The sequence below is a fragment of the Neobacillus sp. PS2-9 genome (assembly GCF_030915525.1).
GTDB lineage: Bacteria > Bacillota > Bacilli > Bacillales > Cytobacillaceae > Neobacillus.
The window spans coordinates 2,362,838-2,379,782 of sequence record NZ_CP133269.1; the positions used below are offsets into that span (position 1 = coordinate 2,362,838).

The 16,945-nt window shown below is 35.8% G+C and carries 16 protein-coding genes and 1 pseudogene; 10 read left to right on the plus strand and 7 right to left on the minus strand.

The genetic code is table 11. The features are described 5' to 3' along the window. Entirely contained in the window at positions 1–1,341 is a 1,341-nt protein-coding gene (locus tag RCG25_RS11920; protein WP_308083861.1) for an FAD-dependent oxidoreductase, read from the minus strand. Between the two features lie 166 nt (positions 1,342–1,507). Here RCG25_RS11920 and RCG25_RS11925 point away from each other — a divergent pair, with 166 nt between their 5' ends. The 3 genes from RCG25_RS11925 (at position 1,508) to RCG25_RS11935 (ending at position 3,403) form a co-directional block, all read left to right on the plus strand. Then, positions 1,508–2,101, plus strand: coding sequence for a class I SAM-dependent methyltransferase (locus RCG25_RS11925; RefSeq protein ID WP_308083862.1), 594 nt, complete (start codon positions 1,508–1,510; stop codon positions 2,099–2,101). Between the two features lie 91 nt (positions 2,102–2,192). Continuing rightward, positions 2,193–2,732, plus strand: a complete 540-nt coding sequence (locus tag RCG25_RS11930) for an NADPH-dependent FMN reductase (RefSeq protein WP_308083863.1) — start codon at positions 2,193–2,195, stop codon at positions 2,730–2,732. A gap of 107 nt (positions 2,733–2,839) precedes the next feature. Next, entirely contained in the window at positions 2,840–3,403 is a 564-nt protein-coding gene (locus RCG25_RS11935) for a hypothetical protein (RefSeq protein ID WP_308083864.1), read from the plus strand. Between the two features lie 9 nt (positions 3,404–3,412). On the opposite strand, the gene RCG25_RS11940 is transcribed toward RCG25_RS11935, so the two are convergent. Further along, positions 3,413–5,002, minus strand: coding sequence for an acetolactate synthase large subunit (locus tag RCG25_RS11940; RefSeq protein WP_308083865.1), 1,590 nt, complete (start codon positions 5,000–5,002; stop codon positions 3,413–3,415). 230 nt (positions 5,003–5,232) lie between these two features. Between RCG25_RS11940 and RCG25_RS11945 the strand changes: the two genes are divergently transcribed. Continuing rightward, the gene (locus RCG25_RS11945) at positions 5,233–5,817 is read left to right on the plus strand and encodes a hypothetical protein (protein WP_308083866.1); all 585 of its coding nucleotides are present in this window, start codon (positions 5,233–5,235) and stop codon (positions 5,815–5,817) included. 54 nt (positions 5,818–5,871) lie between these two features. On the opposite strand, the gene RCG25_RS11950 is transcribed toward RCG25_RS11945, so the two are convergent. Both RCG25_RS11950 and RCG25_RS11955 read right to left on the minus strand, forming a co-directional pair. Further along, on the minus strand, positions 5,872–6,699 hold the full coding sequence (locus RCG25_RS11950) for an aldo/keto reductase (RefSeq protein ID WP_308083867.1): 828 nt from the start codon (positions 6,697–6,699) through the stop codon (positions 5,872–5,874). A 155-nt stretch (positions 6,700–6,854) separates the two neighbouring features. Continuing rightward, the gene (locus RCG25_RS11955; RefSeq protein ID WP_308083868.1) at positions 6,855–7,445 is read right to left on the minus strand and encodes a guanylate kinase; all 591 of its coding nucleotides are present in this window, start codon (positions 7,443–7,445) and stop codon (positions 6,855–6,857) included. Positions 7,446–7,824: 379 nt separating this feature from the next. Between RCG25_RS11955 and yyaC the strand changes: the two genes are divergently transcribed. Then, positions 7,825–8,421: a spore protease YyaC gene (gene yyaC / locus RCG25_RS11960; RefSeq protein WP_308083869.1), complete on the plus strand. Its 597-nt coding sequence runs from the start codon at positions 7,825–7,827 to the stop codon at positions 8,419–8,421. A gap of 118 nt (positions 8,422–8,539) precedes the next feature. Continuing rightward, on the plus strand, positions 8,540–9,223 hold the full coding sequence (locus RCG25_RS11965; RefSeq protein WP_308083870.1) for a GntR family transcriptional regulator: 684 nt from the start codon (positions 8,540–8,542) through the stop codon (positions 9,221–9,223). Positions 9,224–9,266: 43 nt separating this feature from the next. On the opposite strand, the gene RCG25_RS11970 is transcribed toward RCG25_RS11965, so the two are convergent. Then, positions 9,267–10,073: an aspartate dehydrogenase gene (locus RCG25_RS11970; RefSeq protein WP_308083871.1), complete on the minus strand. Its 807-nt coding sequence runs from the start codon at positions 10,071–10,073 to the stop codon at positions 9,267–9,269. 825 nt (positions 10,074–10,898) lie between these two features. Between RCG25_RS11970 and RCG25_RS11975 the strand changes: the two genes are divergently transcribed. Beyond that, positions 10,899–12,353: a hypothetical protein gene (locus RCG25_RS11975; protein WP_308083872.1), complete on the plus strand. Its 1,455-nt coding sequence runs from the start codon at positions 10,899–10,901 to the stop codon at positions 12,351–12,353. A gap of 147 nt (positions 12,354–12,500) precedes the next feature. Then, a pseudogene (locus RCG25_RS11980) lies at positions 12,501–13,190 on the plus strand (NAD(P)-binding domain-containing protein); the annotation flags it as partial. A gap of 52 nt (positions 13,191–13,242) precedes the next feature. Here the strand turns inward: RCG25_RS11980 and RCG25_RS11985 are convergent. Then, positions 13,243–14,625: a hypothetical protein gene (locus RCG25_RS11985; RefSeq protein WP_308083873.1), complete on the minus strand. Its 1,383-nt coding sequence runs from the start codon at positions 14,623–14,625 to the stop codon at positions 13,243–13,245. A 397-nt stretch (positions 14,626–15,022) separates the two neighbouring features. Then, on the minus strand, positions 15,023–15,358 hold the full coding sequence (locus tag RCG25_RS11990; protein ID WP_308083874.1) for a hypothetical protein: 336 nt from the start codon (positions 15,356–15,358) through the stop codon (positions 15,023–15,025). Between the two features lie 271 nt (positions 15,359–15,629). On the opposite strand from RCG25_RS11990, the gene RCG25_RS11995 reads away from it, so the two are divergent. Together RCG25_RS11995 and RCG25_RS12000 are read left to right on the plus strand one after the other, a co-directional pair. Then, positions 15,630–15,959: a 2Fe-2S iron-sulfur cluster-binding protein gene (locus tag RCG25_RS11995; protein ID WP_308083875.1), complete on the plus strand. Its 330-nt coding sequence runs from the start codon at positions 15,630–15,632 to the stop codon at positions 15,957–15,959. Between the two features lie 64 nt (positions 15,960–16,023). Then, positions 16,024–16,794 carry a creatininase family protein gene (locus tag RCG25_RS12000; protein WP_374121047.1) on the plus strand — a complete coding sequence of 257 codons (771 nt, stop codon included), beginning with the start codon at positions 16,024–16,026 and terminating at the stop codon, positions 16,792–16,794. Positions 16,795–16,945: the final 151 nt, after the last annotated feature.

The window sequence follows — 16,945 nt, forward strand, 5'->3', positions numbered from 1 at the left end:
CTATTTTACAAAAGTCTGTTTTAATACAGTTTTTAGTATTCTAGGATGCATGAGTGTTGTCATTGGATGAATAAGGTTCATAACTTTATATAACGAGTTATAAACATATTGATTTTGCGACGAAATAAGAAAGATTTTTTTGGCGTACCATTGTTGGATGAAGAGTCCTAGCGGCTTTTTTCCCTTTGTTTCTGGATAGCGAAAATCTTCAGTAATGACCATATTCCAGATAGGCGAGATGATTCTCGCTGCCTGTCTATGAAACGTAGTTGCCAATTTTTTTATGGAATGGTCACTATTCTTAAAGAGTCGTTGCAGGGCAAGTGCTTCTAAAACGGATATACTCATGCCTTGTCCAAAAACAGGATCAATTCTGCAAAGGGTATCACCTATAACTAAAAGTCCTTCTGGAAAATGTTTAACTTGTTGATATTGTCTCCAGACAATTTGTGGTACCCGGTAGATGGAGGTGCTTGATAATGGGACAGCATCCTTAATTTCTTCATAAATATCTAGTTTTGGTAATTTTTTAGCAAGTTCTAGAAAGCCGGTATTGTTTTTTAGGATTTCTTTTTCATCTATTACATTATGGTAGCCATTAATGGTGACGAGGAAACGGTTTCCTTCTACTTTTGAAATGGTACCACCAATTTTCTCTACTGGAGGGTTGGGGTATAAGATTTTTATTGCCCAGTCTCTGTCATGATTGTTAGCTAATTGAAAGGTTCTACTAATATAACTTAAGCCAATTTTAGCCTTTGTTTCTGGTATATGTATTCCCAGTTTTTCAAACCACTTAGAGGTAATACCGCTCACTCCACTAGCATCCACTACTAAGTCTGCTAGTATGTTTTCTGTATCGCCACTTCTATCAACAACTTCAACCCCAACAATGATATTCTCTTTTTCCTTATATAAAAAGTTCTGGACCGATTGGTTGTACTGAACTGTTACATTAGGTATTCTCTTAATATATTGTTCTATGTGCCATTCTAAATGCGGACGGGTTTGAAGAATAATGGAGTATTCACCATCAAATCGTAGCTTCCAAACACCATGATGAAACCATGCAAGATCTTTTGTAGAGTTTATTTTTATGGCACCACTTGAATAAAATTTTTCAGTAATTCCTGGAAATAAGGATTCGAGTCCGGATTCACCCGCATGGAGAAGTGCGTGTATGTGTTCCCCTTGTGGAACACATTTTCTAGGGAGAGGTCCTTCTGGTTTTTGATCCCGTTCAATGATGAGTACCTCTTGGAAAAAATCAGACAACACACGTGCTGCTAATTTTCCGGAAATCCCTCCACCAATTATTACTGCTTTTTCCTTTCGAGACAAAGGATGAACACCTCGCATATCTATTTTTCTTCTAACTAAAGATAGCATACTATTGACACTAGGGATATATTGTTAACTCGAGTAAGTTATTAAAACATTAAGTCAGTCATTTAAATATAAAAACAGTATAATAGAATTACAATTTACTTTTTTGGAGTTGAATCTGTTGAGTCGTTTATTTGCTAAATGGTATGACTTTTTTATGAATCCGCTTGAGAAAAAGAAGTTTAAGAGGATAAGAAATGAACTTATTTCAAAGGCAGAGGGGTATGTCCTGGAAATTGGGGCAGGGACTGGAATCAATTTCCCATTATATAAAGGCGTAGAAAAGGTGACTGCAATAGAACCTAGTCCGCACATGATTGAACGATCGCTATCCAAAATGAAGCAAACAGTCATCCCAATCGAAATGGTTCAGGCAAGTGCAGAGGAATTGCCTTTTGAAGATAATACATTTGATACAGTTGTAGCAACGCTTGTCTTTTGTACGATTCCCAATCCAGAGAAAGCACTCTTAGAAATCCAGCGGGTATGCAAACCTGAAGGAAGTATTCTGTTATTTGAACATGTAAAAATGAAAAGTCAATTTTTAGGTGCACTTCAGGAATGGTTAACTCCGGCATGGAAAAAAGTCTGTGATGGTTGTTGTTTAAATCGGAACACAATGGATTTATTTCAAGCACATGGAGTTTTTATAAATAGTATTGAAACTTATTATAGTGATTTATTTATATCTGTAGAGGCTTTCAATAAAAAATAGATGGACTAGGCACATTTATTGAATATTCATTTTTTTCTTTCTATAATCGAAATGTTACATAATATGATTCTATACAAAGGTGTGAAGACTTATGAAATTAGTAGCAATTGTAGGAAGTTTGCGAAAAGGGTCTTATAACAAGCAATTAGCAGATACTATTAAGGAACGGCATGGCCAAACATTCGACTTAGAAATATTGGATCTTGGCTTGCTCCCGCATTTTGATCAGGATACTGAAAACAATCCTCCTATGTCTGTAATCGACTTTAAGAGGAAGGTAAAAGAAGCAGACGGGGTGATTATCATTACTCCTGAATACAATTGGTCTATTCCTGGTGTGTTAAAAAATGCACTCGATTGGCTATCTCGTGTTGATAAAGTACTCATTGGAAAACCAGTAATGACGGCTGGTGCGGCTACTGGATTAATGGGTACTCTACGAGCACAGCTCCATTTGCGTCAAATCTTAACCGCCTTACAGGTAAAACTTTTGTCGCCAGTTGGCAACGAGATTCTAATTAATCAAGCATCTGCAAAGTTTGATGAGGAAACAGGAAAGTTAGTAGATGAATCAACACTATCATTTCTTGATGTTGTCATAGAACGATTTGTCAATTTTATAAAAGAATAAAGGATAGTGCCTGCTCACAGACTCTGGAATTAAAAAAGTGATGGGGCAGGCATAGGTTCCACTCACAGTAAACTATAATATATTGTAGTTAAAGTGAGGTGGAACCTATGTATTTTTTTGAATTAATTTCTGAAGATGTTACATCAAGCCAATTGACCTTCCGTAAGCAACCAAAACCAAGACAGCTTGTTTTTGGTGCACTATTCGCCAGTTTGGCAGCTGTTCTCCAAGCAGCGGGTGGTCTTTTACCTGGAGTTGGATATTTTATAAGTCCATTTTCAACAGCACCCATCCTACTCTGCGCCATGCTTAGATTTCCTCTTGGAGTTATGTCCTATATTCTAACAAATCTATTACTACTCATCCTTCAACCAAGTGAATTAATGGTATTTCCTTTCACAACTGGCTTGTTAGGACTTAGTGTAGGAGCTGCATTTCATTTTTTCAAGAGGAGACTGACCATCAATATAACTGGTACCATTGTCTTAACGTTAGGAATTCATAGCCTATTATATGTTTTTCATTTCCCCGTTCTAGGTCCAATTGTTTCTAAATCTTTTTCATTTTTTATTACAGGTGGAATTTTTTTATTTTCCTTTCTTTATAATTGGATTTGGGTAGATGTTGGCTTATTTTGTTTTAAACGACTTAAGAAAATTAAAGCCTGGTAACCTTCCAAATCACATGACAATATCAATTAAGACAATTCCCTCCAAAGACTGTAATTCTTCTTTGAGTATGGTCTCAAATTCAATGAGGTTACTTGCTCTTCTTCCTTTTATTCCAAAGCTTTCTGCTAATTGAACGAAGTCTGGATTCTGGAAGGTTACTCCATAACTTTTTCCAAACATTTTGTCCATCTGTTGCACCTCAAGTTTTAACATCGAGTCATTTAAAACAATTATGACAAAGGAGAGACCAAGGCGTTTAGCCGTCTCAATTTCTGCAAAATTCATTAGCACACCACCATCGCCAGTAATACAGATTACGGGGTCAGATGGACAAGCAAGTTTGGCTCCTATTGATCCTGGTAATGCGATTCCCATTGAAGCAAGACCGTTTGAAATGATACATCTATTTGGCATTTTTGGTTGAAAGGTACGAGCAATTGAAACTTTATGAGACCCGACATCTGAAATTACAATCGTGTTCTCCAAAGTATGTCTTTCAATGATATGAAGAACATTTTCAATGGTTAGAGGCTCGCTATTAAGATTGTCAGGTTTATAACTTATTTGGTAAGCTTTTTTTATTTCTTCCTTAAGATTGCCAGAAGGTACCCATGATTTTATAGGAATTTCCATTTGATTTAGGAATTGAAGAGTTTCCTGTATACTACCAACCAATTCACAATCTACAGGATAATATTCATTTATTTCAGCAGGGAGGCTGTCGATATGTAAAACAGGAAGTTTGTTAGGATTCCATTCCTTGGGCAGCTTCTCTACAAAGTCGAAACCAATAACAATTAGGAGGTCAGCTTCATTAATGCCTCGTAAAACCATATCGTTTTCATTAAATCCAAATGTAAAAAAATTTAGTGGGTTCACTTTATCTAACACACCTTTTGCCATAAAGCTGTGAGAAACTGGCGATTGAAGGGTATTGATAAACGTCTGAAGCTCTAAGATTGCATCTTGCCTAATTACTCCGTTTCCAATAATAATGAAGGGTTTTCTATGTTTTTGAATAGAAGTTATAGCTGATTTGATTGATTCTAAAAAAGGGATACTTTTAGGTAGAGGAGTCACAGGTAAGGGACTATTTTGAATCATTTGGGGAGAAAAGTTCTCCGGTAATGTAATGGCTACCGAACCCGGCTTCTCCATTTTTGCGATTCTGAAAGCTTTTCGAATTATGACAGGCACAGACACTGCTTCCTTGATTTGGGTACTCCATTTGGTTGTGGGCTCTACTATTTTAACTATATCTAAATATTGATGTGATTCATTATGATGTCGATCCACTCCAGCTTGGCCAATTAATGCAACCATAGGTGAATGATCAAGCTGCGCGCTAGCAATACCCGTCAATAAATTTGTAGCCCCTGGGCCCAATGTCGCTAAACAAACACCCACTTTTTTTGACAGTCTGCCATATACATCCGCCATAAATGCAGCACCTTGTTCGTGCCTCACATTTATGAACTTAATTTGTTTTGATTTTGATAACGAATCAGTTAAATCAAGCGATTCCTTACCAACAATGCCAAATACATATTCCACACCTTCATTTTCTAAGCAATGTACAAGTACGTCCGTGACTTTCATAGTTCCTCCTTTAAAACCTTTATTTCAATTGTTTTGCTTTGTTCCAGAAAATAATATGAACCATAATAATCCTAGTTTTAGCCAATTCCTAATAAATCATTAGTTAGGTACTTAATCTACTTTTATGAATCCGCATAGTTTACATATTTTTTAAAATAGTAGGACATTTTACCTCTATTTTCAATATGTATATGTTAAAATTAAAAAATCAAAAGGAGGGAATAGGAGTTTTGTTATATAACATTGTATTATTTATACATATTTTAGGGGCTGTAATCATGTTTGTAGCCGTTGCTTTTACCTTATTGGCTATGATTTCGATGCTTTATTCTACAAAAACGGAAGGGTTGAGAAATTGGGCTGCCTTAGCGGTTAAGTTGGATGGCTTACTTCCATTCAGCGTGATTTTGATTTTAGTCCCAGGTCTATACTTGGTATTTACTTCGTGGGGATGGGGGAATTCATGGGTAGACATTTCGTTAGCTTTGTTGCTTATTATGACAGTAATGGGGCCGATCATTAATTTGCGCAGATTAAAGTCTATTTTAAATGGTGCCATAGATGAGACGGAGGTGGTTCCGTCAGCAGGATTGTTGGAAAAAGTTAGAGATCGTATACTTTGGAATTCTGTTTTGATAATGACAATGTTAACGATCTCTATCCTGTTCTTAATGACTGTAAAATTATCTATGAGTGGTTCCATAATTACAATTGTGATAGCAATTATCTTAGGGCTTCTTGCAGCTAACAGTCTTATAAGTCGAGCAACAAAAACGTTCTCATCAACTAATCCGAAAATGACTTCAATGAAATAAAAAAGCTGAAGTCATTCAAAAAGAGGCCGACTCAGTCAGCCTCTTTTTACCATTCTAGAAATTAAAATTGTCCGGATCTGCTCCAAATCGCTTGTTCTCGTTTAGTGCATTAATTTTCTCCATGTCACTTTCATTTAACGTAAAATCAAAAATATTAGCATTTTCAATAATTCTGCTTTCTTTGATTGACTTTGGAATGGTTACAATTCTATTTTGTAGATCCCAGCGCAAGATAACTTGCGCGATTGATTTATGGTGAGCTGAAGCAATTTCCTGTAATACAGGGTGATCAAGTAGACGACCTTGTCCTAGAGGAGCCCAAGCCTCAATTTGTATCTCATGCTTCGTGCAAAATTCTCGTAATTCTGGCTGTGCTAAGAGGGGATGTAATTCCACCTGATTGACCATTGGTTTGATCTCAGCAACAGTCATTAAATCTTCAAGATGGTGGATATTAAAATTGCTGACACCAATTGCCCTCACACGGCCCTCTGTATATAATGTTTCTAGAACCTTCCACGTTTCTTTATACTTTTCCTTTACAGGCCAGTGAATGAGATATAAATCAACATAATCAAGACCAAGTTTACTTAAGCTTGTTTCAAATGCTTCAAGGACGGTATCATTCCGCTGATCTGAATTCCACACTTTTGTTGTTATAAACAACTCTTCCCGTGGAATACCTGCCTCTTTAATAGCTTGTCCTACACTTTCTTCATTTTCATAAAGTGCAGCAGTATCAATGCTTTTGTAGCCGGCATTTAGAGCATGTTTTACAGCATGAAGTGCTTCTTCTCCTTGGCGCACTTTATATACACCAAGTCCAAACCATGGCATTTTAACTCCATTATGTAATGTAGTTGTATCGTGTAAGCTTTTCATATTAGTTGCCTCCTAGTAATTTATAAAAATAAGTATAGTACTTACTAAAGTCGAAAATCAATGAAATGGATTTTATGGAATATCCATCCATTTAAAATAGGACCTTGAAAAATTGGATAATGTATCCTTCTCAATGGTCCTATGTTATTTATTGCTTAATAATCGGTTACTTCAAAACCTCTGTCAAGAAAAGCTTCGATGACTTCACTAATCTGAAAAGAAACCTGTGGTAGGTCATAGTTTTCAAAGGCGTGCTCACAATTTGATTTATACGCCATAATTTCATCATAATGGCTCATATGACGACTGATTTCGTCAGTATGATCTTGGCGTTCTTTTTGTCTTTCAATAACTGTATCGCGATCAGCATAAATGAAGAAACGCATGACCCGTTCTCCATATAACTTCTTCAATTTTTCTGTACCTTCAGGATTTAAAGTTAAATAAACAAGATTATGATTCTCGAATGCTTTTACAATATCCTGCTCACAAATACCATAATAGAATCCATCTATTTCTACACTTTCTAGAAACTCATGGTTTTCTTGCATTTTTTTGAAATCTTCTTCATTTATAAAATGGTAGTCTTCACCATTTTTCTCATATGGACGGGGAGGACGAGTAGTGTAGGAGAGTACAGTTTCCATATCAAACGCAGTTGCTACCATTTTGGCGACGGTTTTTCTTCCAGAGCCATCTGGTCCAGTGTAAATAAATATTTTTTCTTTTTCTTTAATCTTGTACATAGCAAACCTCCTGCAATGAATTATAGATCTCATAAAAAAGAACAATGGGGAACAAGAACAATTAATTATTTTCCCTTATTTGATTTTTGGGGATACTAATAGTATAACAGATTCTAATATAAAAATCTGACTTTTCTGCTTTTTGGGACCGGTTAGTGAAGATGTGTTTGGCAAAAATGTATTGTCCAGTTCTCAATAAGGCTATAAATGTTACAAAGCTGTGAACGAACTAGTGTTTTTAATTGATTTTTATTCACACGAATATAGCAGGTTTTGTCATACATATCATAAAATAAAGAATATACAATGTCAGTGTAGTGAAAAACGTGGAGTATTCATAAAAGAAGAGAAAAAACAACTAGAACTGAGGTGGAGGGGTATGTGGCCTTTTGTTGGCAAGAAAAAGAAATTTGAAGGGGATGAAAGGCCATATTATTATTCCCTTAAACAGACCACTGAAGGAACTGAGTTTCAAGAAATGGTTAGTAAATTGAGAGAATTGTTTTCTAACACCTCCAATCCATTCATTATTTTGTGTGTGGGTTCTGATCGCTCAACAGGAGACTCACTCGGGCCTCTTGTGGGTACGATGTTAAAAGATAGAAAGATTCCTTATCCTGTTTATGGAACATTAGAAGAACCAGTCCATGCATTAAATATAAAGAAAATAATGAAGGATATTTTTCAAACTTATCATGATCCATTTATTTTGGGTATTGATGCCTGTTTGGGTGATGAAAGGCAAATAGGATACATCTTGCTAAAAGAAGGTCCGTTTATACCAGGAATGGCTTTAAACAAATCTTTACCTAATGTTGGGGATTATCATTTGAAAGCAATTGTTAATTACCTAGACCCGCTATCACCCACTCAATCACTTAATAATACAAGATTGTTTGTCGTTATGAGACTAGCTGAAATGATGACAAGGATGATTACGGATGCTGTTTTTGATGACTCTAGGGTCCCTAATTAAGTACATTTAGAAGATATGCAAGGAATTTTATCGTGGAAAATTCATCCAAAGAAGTTGATGTTTACAAATAGATTACGATATAATTGGTACAATGTATACCTAGAAAGAAGGAGAAAAAGTGGGGAATAATTGGGTAGAGGAAGACCTAATATCTTTGCGTGAAAGAGTCTATATACACATAAAAGACTTGATCTTAGAAGGTGAATTTAAAACAGGAGATCGTTTAGTGGAGCGTGAACTGGCTGAACGATTGAATATAAGTAGAACACCAATTCGTGAAGCGCTATTTAGATTAGAATCACAAGGGTTTGTCAAAACAGTTCCTAGGAAAGGTGTAATCGTTGCAGATATTTCTGAGAAGGAAATTATCGAAGTATTTACAATTCTTTCGTCTCTTGAAGTATTGGCAGCAAAATTAGCCGCTCAAAAGTTAGATGATGAAACGAAAAGTAAATTTATTGAATACAGTCAGAAGATTGAAGCCTGTTTACAGGATGATAATGATTCTGATTCTGATATCTCTTCGCTACATGGTGAATTGAATCATCTCCTATACAGTTCTGCTAAAAATAACAAGCTATATGAAATGCTGAGTGGATTATCTGATTATATTAGGGCGTTTGCAAAAACGGGATATAAAAATCCAGGTAGACCAAAGAAGTCTATGGAAGAGCATTTAAAAATTATGGAAGCCATTGTAAATCAAGAAGTGGAGATGGCTGAGTATTTGACCAAAATCCATATCGAAAATTCTCGCAAAGCGTATATTGAAGCTGTAAATATAGGAAAGAAAAACAAATAAAAAGTGAAACTTCATCAACGGATGGAGTTTCACTTTTTTGTATTTATACTCCAATGACAAGAGAAGAGGTTAGATTTTTTAAAACCTTTGCTACACTCATTGATACAATGGGGCTAGATTTTGGGTTTTGTGTATAAGGATTGTTTTGCACTGATATCTCCACCTGACCAAAATAGCCTTTTGCTATGATCGTATGTGTGTTTTTATTAATCGTCGGGTCAACATACACTTGAACCTTTGTATCCTCAAATCCTATACCAGCAAGACTTAATGCAGCTGAGACATTTACATTTTCAGGGAATAATTTTGCGGCGTGTCTAGCATTGCCATCGAAAATGCAATAGGGCTCCTGAATAGTTTCAAGATTTACTTTTTCCTCTGCAATTGTTCCATACCAACTTTTTGGTGGTTTCCTCGTAATAAGTGTTATTTCATCAATCTCACCTAACACACCAGCAGCTATTCGATCTAAACCAGCGATAGCTGCAGAGGGGATAATCAGTTGTTTGTTTTGGGTAGTGGCTGTTTTCATCAATGACTCATAGAAGTCAACATTTGCTAGTGCACCGACGGAAAGAATAACTAGGTTACTCCCAGATGTAAGGGCTTTTTCACCGTAGAGCTGGAGGGCATGATGTCCAGCTGCTTCAATAATGATATCTAAATTTTGATTAAAAAAAACTTCTTCCTCCGTTGTAACAGTACAATGTACGGGGGGAGTATCAGTCGGGTTTAGTGGGGTTCTAACTAAAATAGCTTGAAGTTTTACATTCCCAGCCTGTCCGGACGCAATTAATTCGCTAATACTCCTACCAAGTGTTCCGAAACCTATAATACCAGCTCTAAGCATATTTATTCTCCTCTTGTATAAATTTTAACAAACTATTAAATTATGGCTGTGTTAAAGAACAATGTTGATTTTTATACCCTGTTGATTGGAGCGGAATACGCGAAGACTCCTGTGGGAGTACGGTTCAGGGGAGACCCCGCAGGCGCATGCGCCGAGGAGGCTCGCCGAAACGCCCACGGAAAGCGAAGCGACTGGAGCGGAAATCAACAGACACGTTTAACAGAGCCAAATTTATAAACAATGAATCCTTATATGACTATTTTCGTATACTGTATACCAATAATTTTCTTTATTTTATCTAAAACATGTCTTGAAATCAAGGGTTAAATTACGAATATATATAAACTTCTAAATTTTCAAAATTGTTTTGCAAAGTAAAAAGAATAATGTTATATTTATTTCAACCTTATAGTTAACAAGGTCTACATAGTGCAAAAGAAGGGGGGATGGCCATTTTCCGGGGAGATCATACTACCAAAAAATCTTTTACTATTAATTAATTGGTGGAAAGAATTCTTTAGGATACTATGAACGATTAGTTATCTGTTATTTCATACGAAGTAGAATTGATTTGGGTATTATGCATTTTTCTTTATATAACCATGGTATACAATCTACAAAATACAAAATATTTCCTTTGTTAGTATCTCTAAACAATGAAAATAGCACTTGTTAAGCTCTAAGGTGACAAAAGATTTATATAGTTGAGGAAAACACCAAGAGTAAAGAAGCAAAATTAACTAATTCCTCTCCTGTGCTCCTTTCCATGAAATTATGGAAGACTTTCGTATTGTTTTAAATTATTTAAGATAACGGAGGGGAACTATGGAATTAACTGCAGCTCACTGGATTTATTTAATTGTAACTATAGCTGTCATCGTCACCATGCTTTTTAGAAAAGGTGTTGTTTTACCTATTATCATTGGAACCTTTTTAGTGGCAGTTGTCTATAAAGGTAGTTTAATAGCTGGGTTTCAAGCAGTATTTAACGCGAACCTTGTAGCTGCTAAGGAGCTATTTAGTATTTTCCTCATTATATCTATTATGATTGGTCTTCTTAACTCTTTAAAAGATATCGGCGCGGATAAAAAGATGGTTGTTCCTATACAAAAAATTATGGTGAATGGACATGTTTCTTATTTAGTGCTAATGGTTACTACGTATGTGATTTCACTCTTTTTCTGGCCAACCCCTGCTGTACCGCTCATTTGTGCTCTGCTTGTACCAGCTGCAGTAAGTGCAGGTCTTCAACCAATGACGGCAGCAATGGTTATTGTCATTGCAGGTCAAGGTATGGCACTTTCTTCCGACTATATTATGCAGGTTGCGCCTATGCTAAGTGCGAAGGCAGCAGGAATCGATAAAGCTGCAGTTGCAGATAAGGGATTAATCCTTTCAGTTATTACAGGGGTTAGTGCATTAACAATGGTATATTTACAGCAGCGCAAGACGATTACAAAAAAATCTACATCAGAATCCGGAATTGGATTTAATCAAGGTGAAAAGGCATTCTTCGAAGTAGCAGATGAGCTTGCCGCTACAGCAGTAGATAGTGAAGAGATCCTCAAGAGAAAACAAACATGGGGCAAAGTATTTTCGATTATTGTTCCTCTTTCCATGTTAGCTGTAATGGTATTTATGTTCCAGACCAAGTTAGGTGGTGGATCTGGATTTGAGGGCACAGATGGAGCTGCATTTATAGGTGGTGTTGCAACGATTCTGTTACTATTAGCTACAATCGCATTTAACAGACTGCATTCTCTCGATAAGATAAGCGATCATATTACAGAAGGATTTGTCTTTGCTTTTAAGGCAATGGCTCCCGTTATTCCGATTGCAGGGTTCTTCTTTATGGGTAGTAGTGATTTTACACCTGCAATTCTTTCGTTAGGGGAAGACGCTGCAAAGCCTGCTTTTCTATTTGATATGATCCAAGCTGGTCAAAATTTTATCCCGCATAACCCGTTTTTTGCAGGAATTGGTATATTGATCGTGGGATTAGTTACTGGATTGGATGGTTCTGGATTCTCGGGGCTTCCATTAACAGGAGCTTTATCTGGAGCGTTAGCTAATGGTAGTGGACTTGATGCTTCGACTATGGCAGCTATTGGACAAATGGGTGCTATCTGGGGAGGCGGGGGCACAATTATTGCTTGGTCATCATTAGTAGCAGTAGCAGGCTTCCTACAAATTTCACCTATAGAGCTTGCGAGAAAAAACTTCATTCCAGTTATGACAGGTCTTATTCTCGCTACAATTATAGCGGTAATCATTTGGTAAAATAAATAATAAGCTAGTATCTATAAATAGGGGGCTATCCTAAATGTCAGTAATACTGATTAATAGGAGGCCCTTATTTTCATGAAGGAAGGTGCAGTTGTTATTTTGGTGGGACGGTTATCATAGGATGATAGAAAAAAGAGGAGGGACAAAATGAATCAAAAAAAAGTCGGTTTAGTAGGACTTGGTAAATTAGGCACTGCGATGCTAACACATTGGGATCAACAAAGAATATCAATAGGCCTTTACCACCCTAATCGAACGAAAGCAGAACAATGTGTTCAGCATTACCAAACTAGCTATCTATTAAAGGAAGAAGATTTATCAGAATTAGATGTGTTAATCCTAGCACTTCCAGCGATGGAGGTAATCCCATTTATCTCAAGTCTAAAACTCCAAAGTAAGACGCAACATTCACCTTATATCATTAATATGGCTACAAACCTCCCTACGAATGAAATGAGGAACACGTTTTCAACATTAAATGTGCATGGAATAAAATATATGGGGCATGCGAGAGATTTATTAGAACATGGAAATGGCTTGTTTATTTCAGAAACCGTAATACCATCCATTGTAGAAGAATATTTTAACTTTCTTGGAAAGATAGTAGTGGACAGTGAAGAATCCTTAACGCAAGTAAATAAAATAGCAACCTATTACGCACTTAAAACTGCAATAAATTTAGAGAATGAATTTGCAAAAAAGGGGCTATCTTCGGAGTATCTACAAAGAGCATTAGCATCCCTTGCTCCAGAGGTTATCCGTTCGTATAGTGAGGGGAGTCTTGGACATTTTGCGAAGGAAATTGTGAAACAAATTCATGAAGAAAAGTGAGGGTCATAGTAAAGAGGTGTCATTAGATTGACACCTCTTTTAATGTTCACATTCAACCTAAGAACAATTGTAAGACAAATAAATACAACATTACGCATGCAATATAAAGCCCAGCGAAGGATAAATTCCAATTGGATACTTTGTAAGAGCTCTCCTTTACAATGTTTGACATAAGACCTAACGTGGCGTTATATGGCCCCACAAGAAAGGATGAAACAGCTCCTGCCAACATAGCTACTGTTAATATATGAGGAGATATCCCTATGACCTTTGGATTTAAGCCCTCAAGCATTAATGCAAGAGAAACAGCAGGATGAAGTCCTAGAAAAGCAAAAGCCAGAGGGATTAAGGGCAGTAAAAGTAAAAAGATTTCCACACCAGCAAAACTAATAAAATGATTGACTAGCGCGTCCAACCAGACATTGGTATGAGAAACGTTGATAGTTGAAATAAAAAAACCTGCTGATAGATAAATGAAGAATTGGTCTTTCATACTTACAGAAAAGGATTGAAAATGCGTAATTAAGTGTGAACCGAACTCTTTCCCTTTTTTTAAAAATAGAGACCAAGTAAGCGAAAAAGGGATGACCATTAAGGATATTAGAATTAAAAACGGATAAGGAAACTTTGTTTCTACTAATGAAATAACAACATTGAAAATAATAATTGCTAGAAAAATTTGAAAGACTCTACCAGATCGAGGGGACTGACTAGAATCTATCGTTGCAGCAGTCTCATGTATGGCAGTGTTTTCTTTATTAGGGGTCATAATTTTTGCTTTACGAGAACCAATATACCAGTCAATCCCCATGCCAAAGATACTTAAGGGAACAACATAAGGCAAAATTGATACCCAGCTTACGTCCGTCATTGTAATGACAATGCCGACAATGGGGGTAACTGGGGCCCACAGTAAAGGCATGGCGAATCCTCGCGTAATGGCTCTGCTCATGAAGCGTTCTTTATTTTTTACTGGAATGATATCTAATGCAGGCCTTATAGAGTAGTAAGTCATTGGTAAGGTGGCAAGATTCATAAAGATACTAAAAAAATAGGATATACCCGATGTAATCATATAGAGTTGTCCAGAGGTTTTCACTTTCTTTTGAATAATCGTTTGAATACCTCCGCTGTAACCTCCTAATTTAATTGGTATTCCTAAAATTGGAATCAATGTAAACATAGTTAGCAAGTCCAGCATTGGACCGAAGGATAGGATATAGTGCTGCCAAGAGGCTCCGCTCGACCACAATAATACAGAACCGAGGATCAAAAATGTGCTTCCCAATAGTTGGACAAATCGTTTCGCTTGAAATAATGTCCATAGGACTATGACAAGACTTAAACAGGATATTATGGGGCCAATATGGAACATAGGCAAAAGAACATCGAATAAATACAATAAAATAACCGAAAACAGCATAAATCTAAGCATATTTACACCCTTACCTTTAAAGTTGTATACCAAACGTATTTTTTTTGTGGATATTGTCACGTTTTAGCCATATTTTTAAATTATTTTTGGTATTTGGTATACAAAATGTTGTTTTATTTTTAATCACATAATACAATTACAGTATCAAATAACTATTTATACAGGGGGATATAACATGTTTAACTTTCTATTTGGATCTAAAAAAGCGGCGGAGAAAGCTGAAAAGAAATTAGCATCACTTAAAAAAACATTAAAGTTCTAAAAAAATCTATTACAAACCGTCACTTTATGTGGCGGTTTTTTCATTTATTAAGCACAATATATAAAAAAACGGAGAGACACCGCTTTTCTCTCCGGATTTTGTATATAAAGAAGATCTCTTATGGCTAATTATTTCTTAAACGGCTACCTCATCTGATTTTACTAGCTTAGAATTTACAGAGTCATCACTGTTACCAGATGCTTTAACGATCTCGCTTAATTCCTCTCGAGCGGCTTCAATTGTATCAAATCGTTCAAAAAACTTAACAGCTATATGATTTACGTATTCTTTTCCTTCATAGATTTCAAATAGTTGAATTTTCATATTTTCATCAAGTACTTTTGCAATTGTGTATTTCGCCTTTAACTTATCAAAGAAGTAGAAGTGATAGGTTTCAACAGGCTCTAAACCATCATTCTCGAGAATTGTTTGAAACGTATCCTTATTCGTTAATACAATATATTTTCCCAAATAAAACACCCCTTTAAGTAAGTATTAAACCATTTGTAACTAAGTATAATGAATAAAAAAATTATTAAAGTGCTCTATCACCCCTGAGTGGAATATTGTATACCAAAGTACTTGTTACCATTTTATCTCAAGTAGATTAAATGTTCAAGGTATATTCAAAATATTTAAATAATTATTGAAATTACAAAATCCAGTTTGCTTCTCCCACGAAAAGATTGTATACTTCAGTAAAGGTTCAAAATTTTTAGAATAAATAGAAAGGGGAAGTTTTATGCCAAAAGTTATTCTTCATGTAGATGGGACAACAATTGAACAAGAAGTAAAAGATAATGCCAATTTAGTAGTGCTAGCTGGGACACGCCAATTGCCTAAATTAAAGTATGGTTGTGGTATGGGACGATGTACTAAATGTTCGTGTATTGTTATAAACGGCGCAGACTCATTAGCACCACCAAATTGGAAAGAAGAAAAAATGCTAGGTGAAAAAGTAAATGAGGGATACCGTCTTACATGTCAATTAACAATTCAACAAGATATTGAAATCTCTCAAGAAAATATTACAATCCAGGCTCCAAAGAAAAAATCAGCATATCAAGCATAATGCGCTTTTTTTTAAATGGAATATGGTATACAAAATACAATAAGTACCGGTAGGTGAATGAGTGTTGAATAGTTATGATCTTACAGCCATGACATGGAAAGAAGTAGAAGAAGCTTTACAGACTGTGAAGTTTGCTATTATTCCAATTGGGGCACATGAACAGCATGGACCACATATGGTAGAAAGCTGTGATGCAGTCTTAGCAGAAAGAATGGCGAAGAAACTAGGTGAAAGAATGTTTCCCTATGCGCTAGTTACTCCTACAATTAATATGGGTGTTTCACCACATCATTTGAATTTTCCAGGGACCATATCGTTGCAGCCAACGACGTTAATAGCCATTTTAAAGGATGTCATTTCATCCTTAAAGCATCATGGTGTGAAAAAGTTTTTATTATTAAATTCTCACGGTGGAAACCAATCGACGCTTAATGTTGCTTCAATGATAATAACGAAAGAATTGAATGTTGAAGTTTATTATGCCAAAACGACAGCTTCTGCAAAAGAGGCAATTAAAGAGCATGTGAAATCCACATTGTTTGGCCATAGCTGCGAACGAGAAGTTTCAGAAGCACTCTATTTAGCACCAGAGCTCGTCCGTCCTGAACAATTAGAGAAAGGTGATATTCAGGTAGAAGGAAGATGGAAACAGCTTAGACCTGGTAAAGCAATTCAAGGGTTTTATTACTACGAAGAAATGACCAAAAATGGTTGTATTGGTGATGGAACCAAAGCAAGCTGGGAGATAGGGCGGCAGATTGTCGAAGAGTCATTAGATCAACTTACTCTAGAACTTTATAAATTAATCAATATTAAAGTAGATGTGCAAAATTAAAACATGAAAATAAATAATCTTTAAAAAATTCTAAAAATTATATTTACAAATAAACAACTTCTTGATAGTATTAATTCAAGGTATACCAAATGGATAGTTTCATAGAGTAAAAGGCTGTTGGACAGTGAATAAAATAACAATCTTTTTATTT

Excerpts from the sequence above, each read along its gene's own strand:
- yyaC (WP_308083869.1), top strand. The coding sequence starts at position 7,825 with ATGTGGCCTTTTGTTGGCAAGAAAAAGAAATTTGAAGGGGATGAAAGG.
- RCG25_RS11940 (WP_308083865.1), bottom strand. The coding sequence starts at position 5,002 with ATGAAAGTCACGGACGTACTTGTACATTGCTTAGAAAATGAAGGTGTG.
- RCG25_RS11970 (WP_308083871.1), bottom strand. The coding sequence starts at position 10,073 with ATGCTTAGAGCTGGTATTATAGGTTTCGGAACACTTGGTAGGAGTATT.
- RCG25_RS11995 (WP_308083875.1), top strand. The coding sequence starts at position 15,630 with ATGCCAAAAGTTATTCTTCATGTAGATGGGACAACAATTGAACAAGAA.
- RCG25_RS11935 (WP_308083864.1), top strand. The coding sequence starts at position 2,840 with ATGTATTTTTTTGAATTAATTTCTGAAGATGTTACATCAAGCCAATTG.
- RCG25_RS11955 (WP_308083868.1), bottom strand. The coding sequence starts at position 7,445 with ATGTACAAGATTAAAGAAAAAGAAAAAATATTTATTTACACTGGACCA.
- RCG25_RS11985 (WP_308083873.1), bottom strand. The coding sequence starts at position 14,625 with ATGCTTAGATTTATGCTGTTTTCGGTTATTTTATTGTATTTATTCGAT.
- RCG25_RS11930 (WP_308083863.1), top strand. The coding sequence starts at position 2,193 with ATGAAATTAGTAGCAATTGTAGGAAGTTTGCGAAAAGGGTCTTATAAC.
- RCG25_RS11975 (WP_308083872.1), top strand. The coding sequence starts at position 10,899 with ATGGAATTAACTGCAGCTCACTGGATTTATTTAATTGTAACTATAGCT.
- RCG25_RS11950 (WP_308083867.1), bottom strand. The coding sequence starts at position 6,699 with ATGAAAAGCTTACACGATACAACTACATTACATAATGGAGTTAAAATG.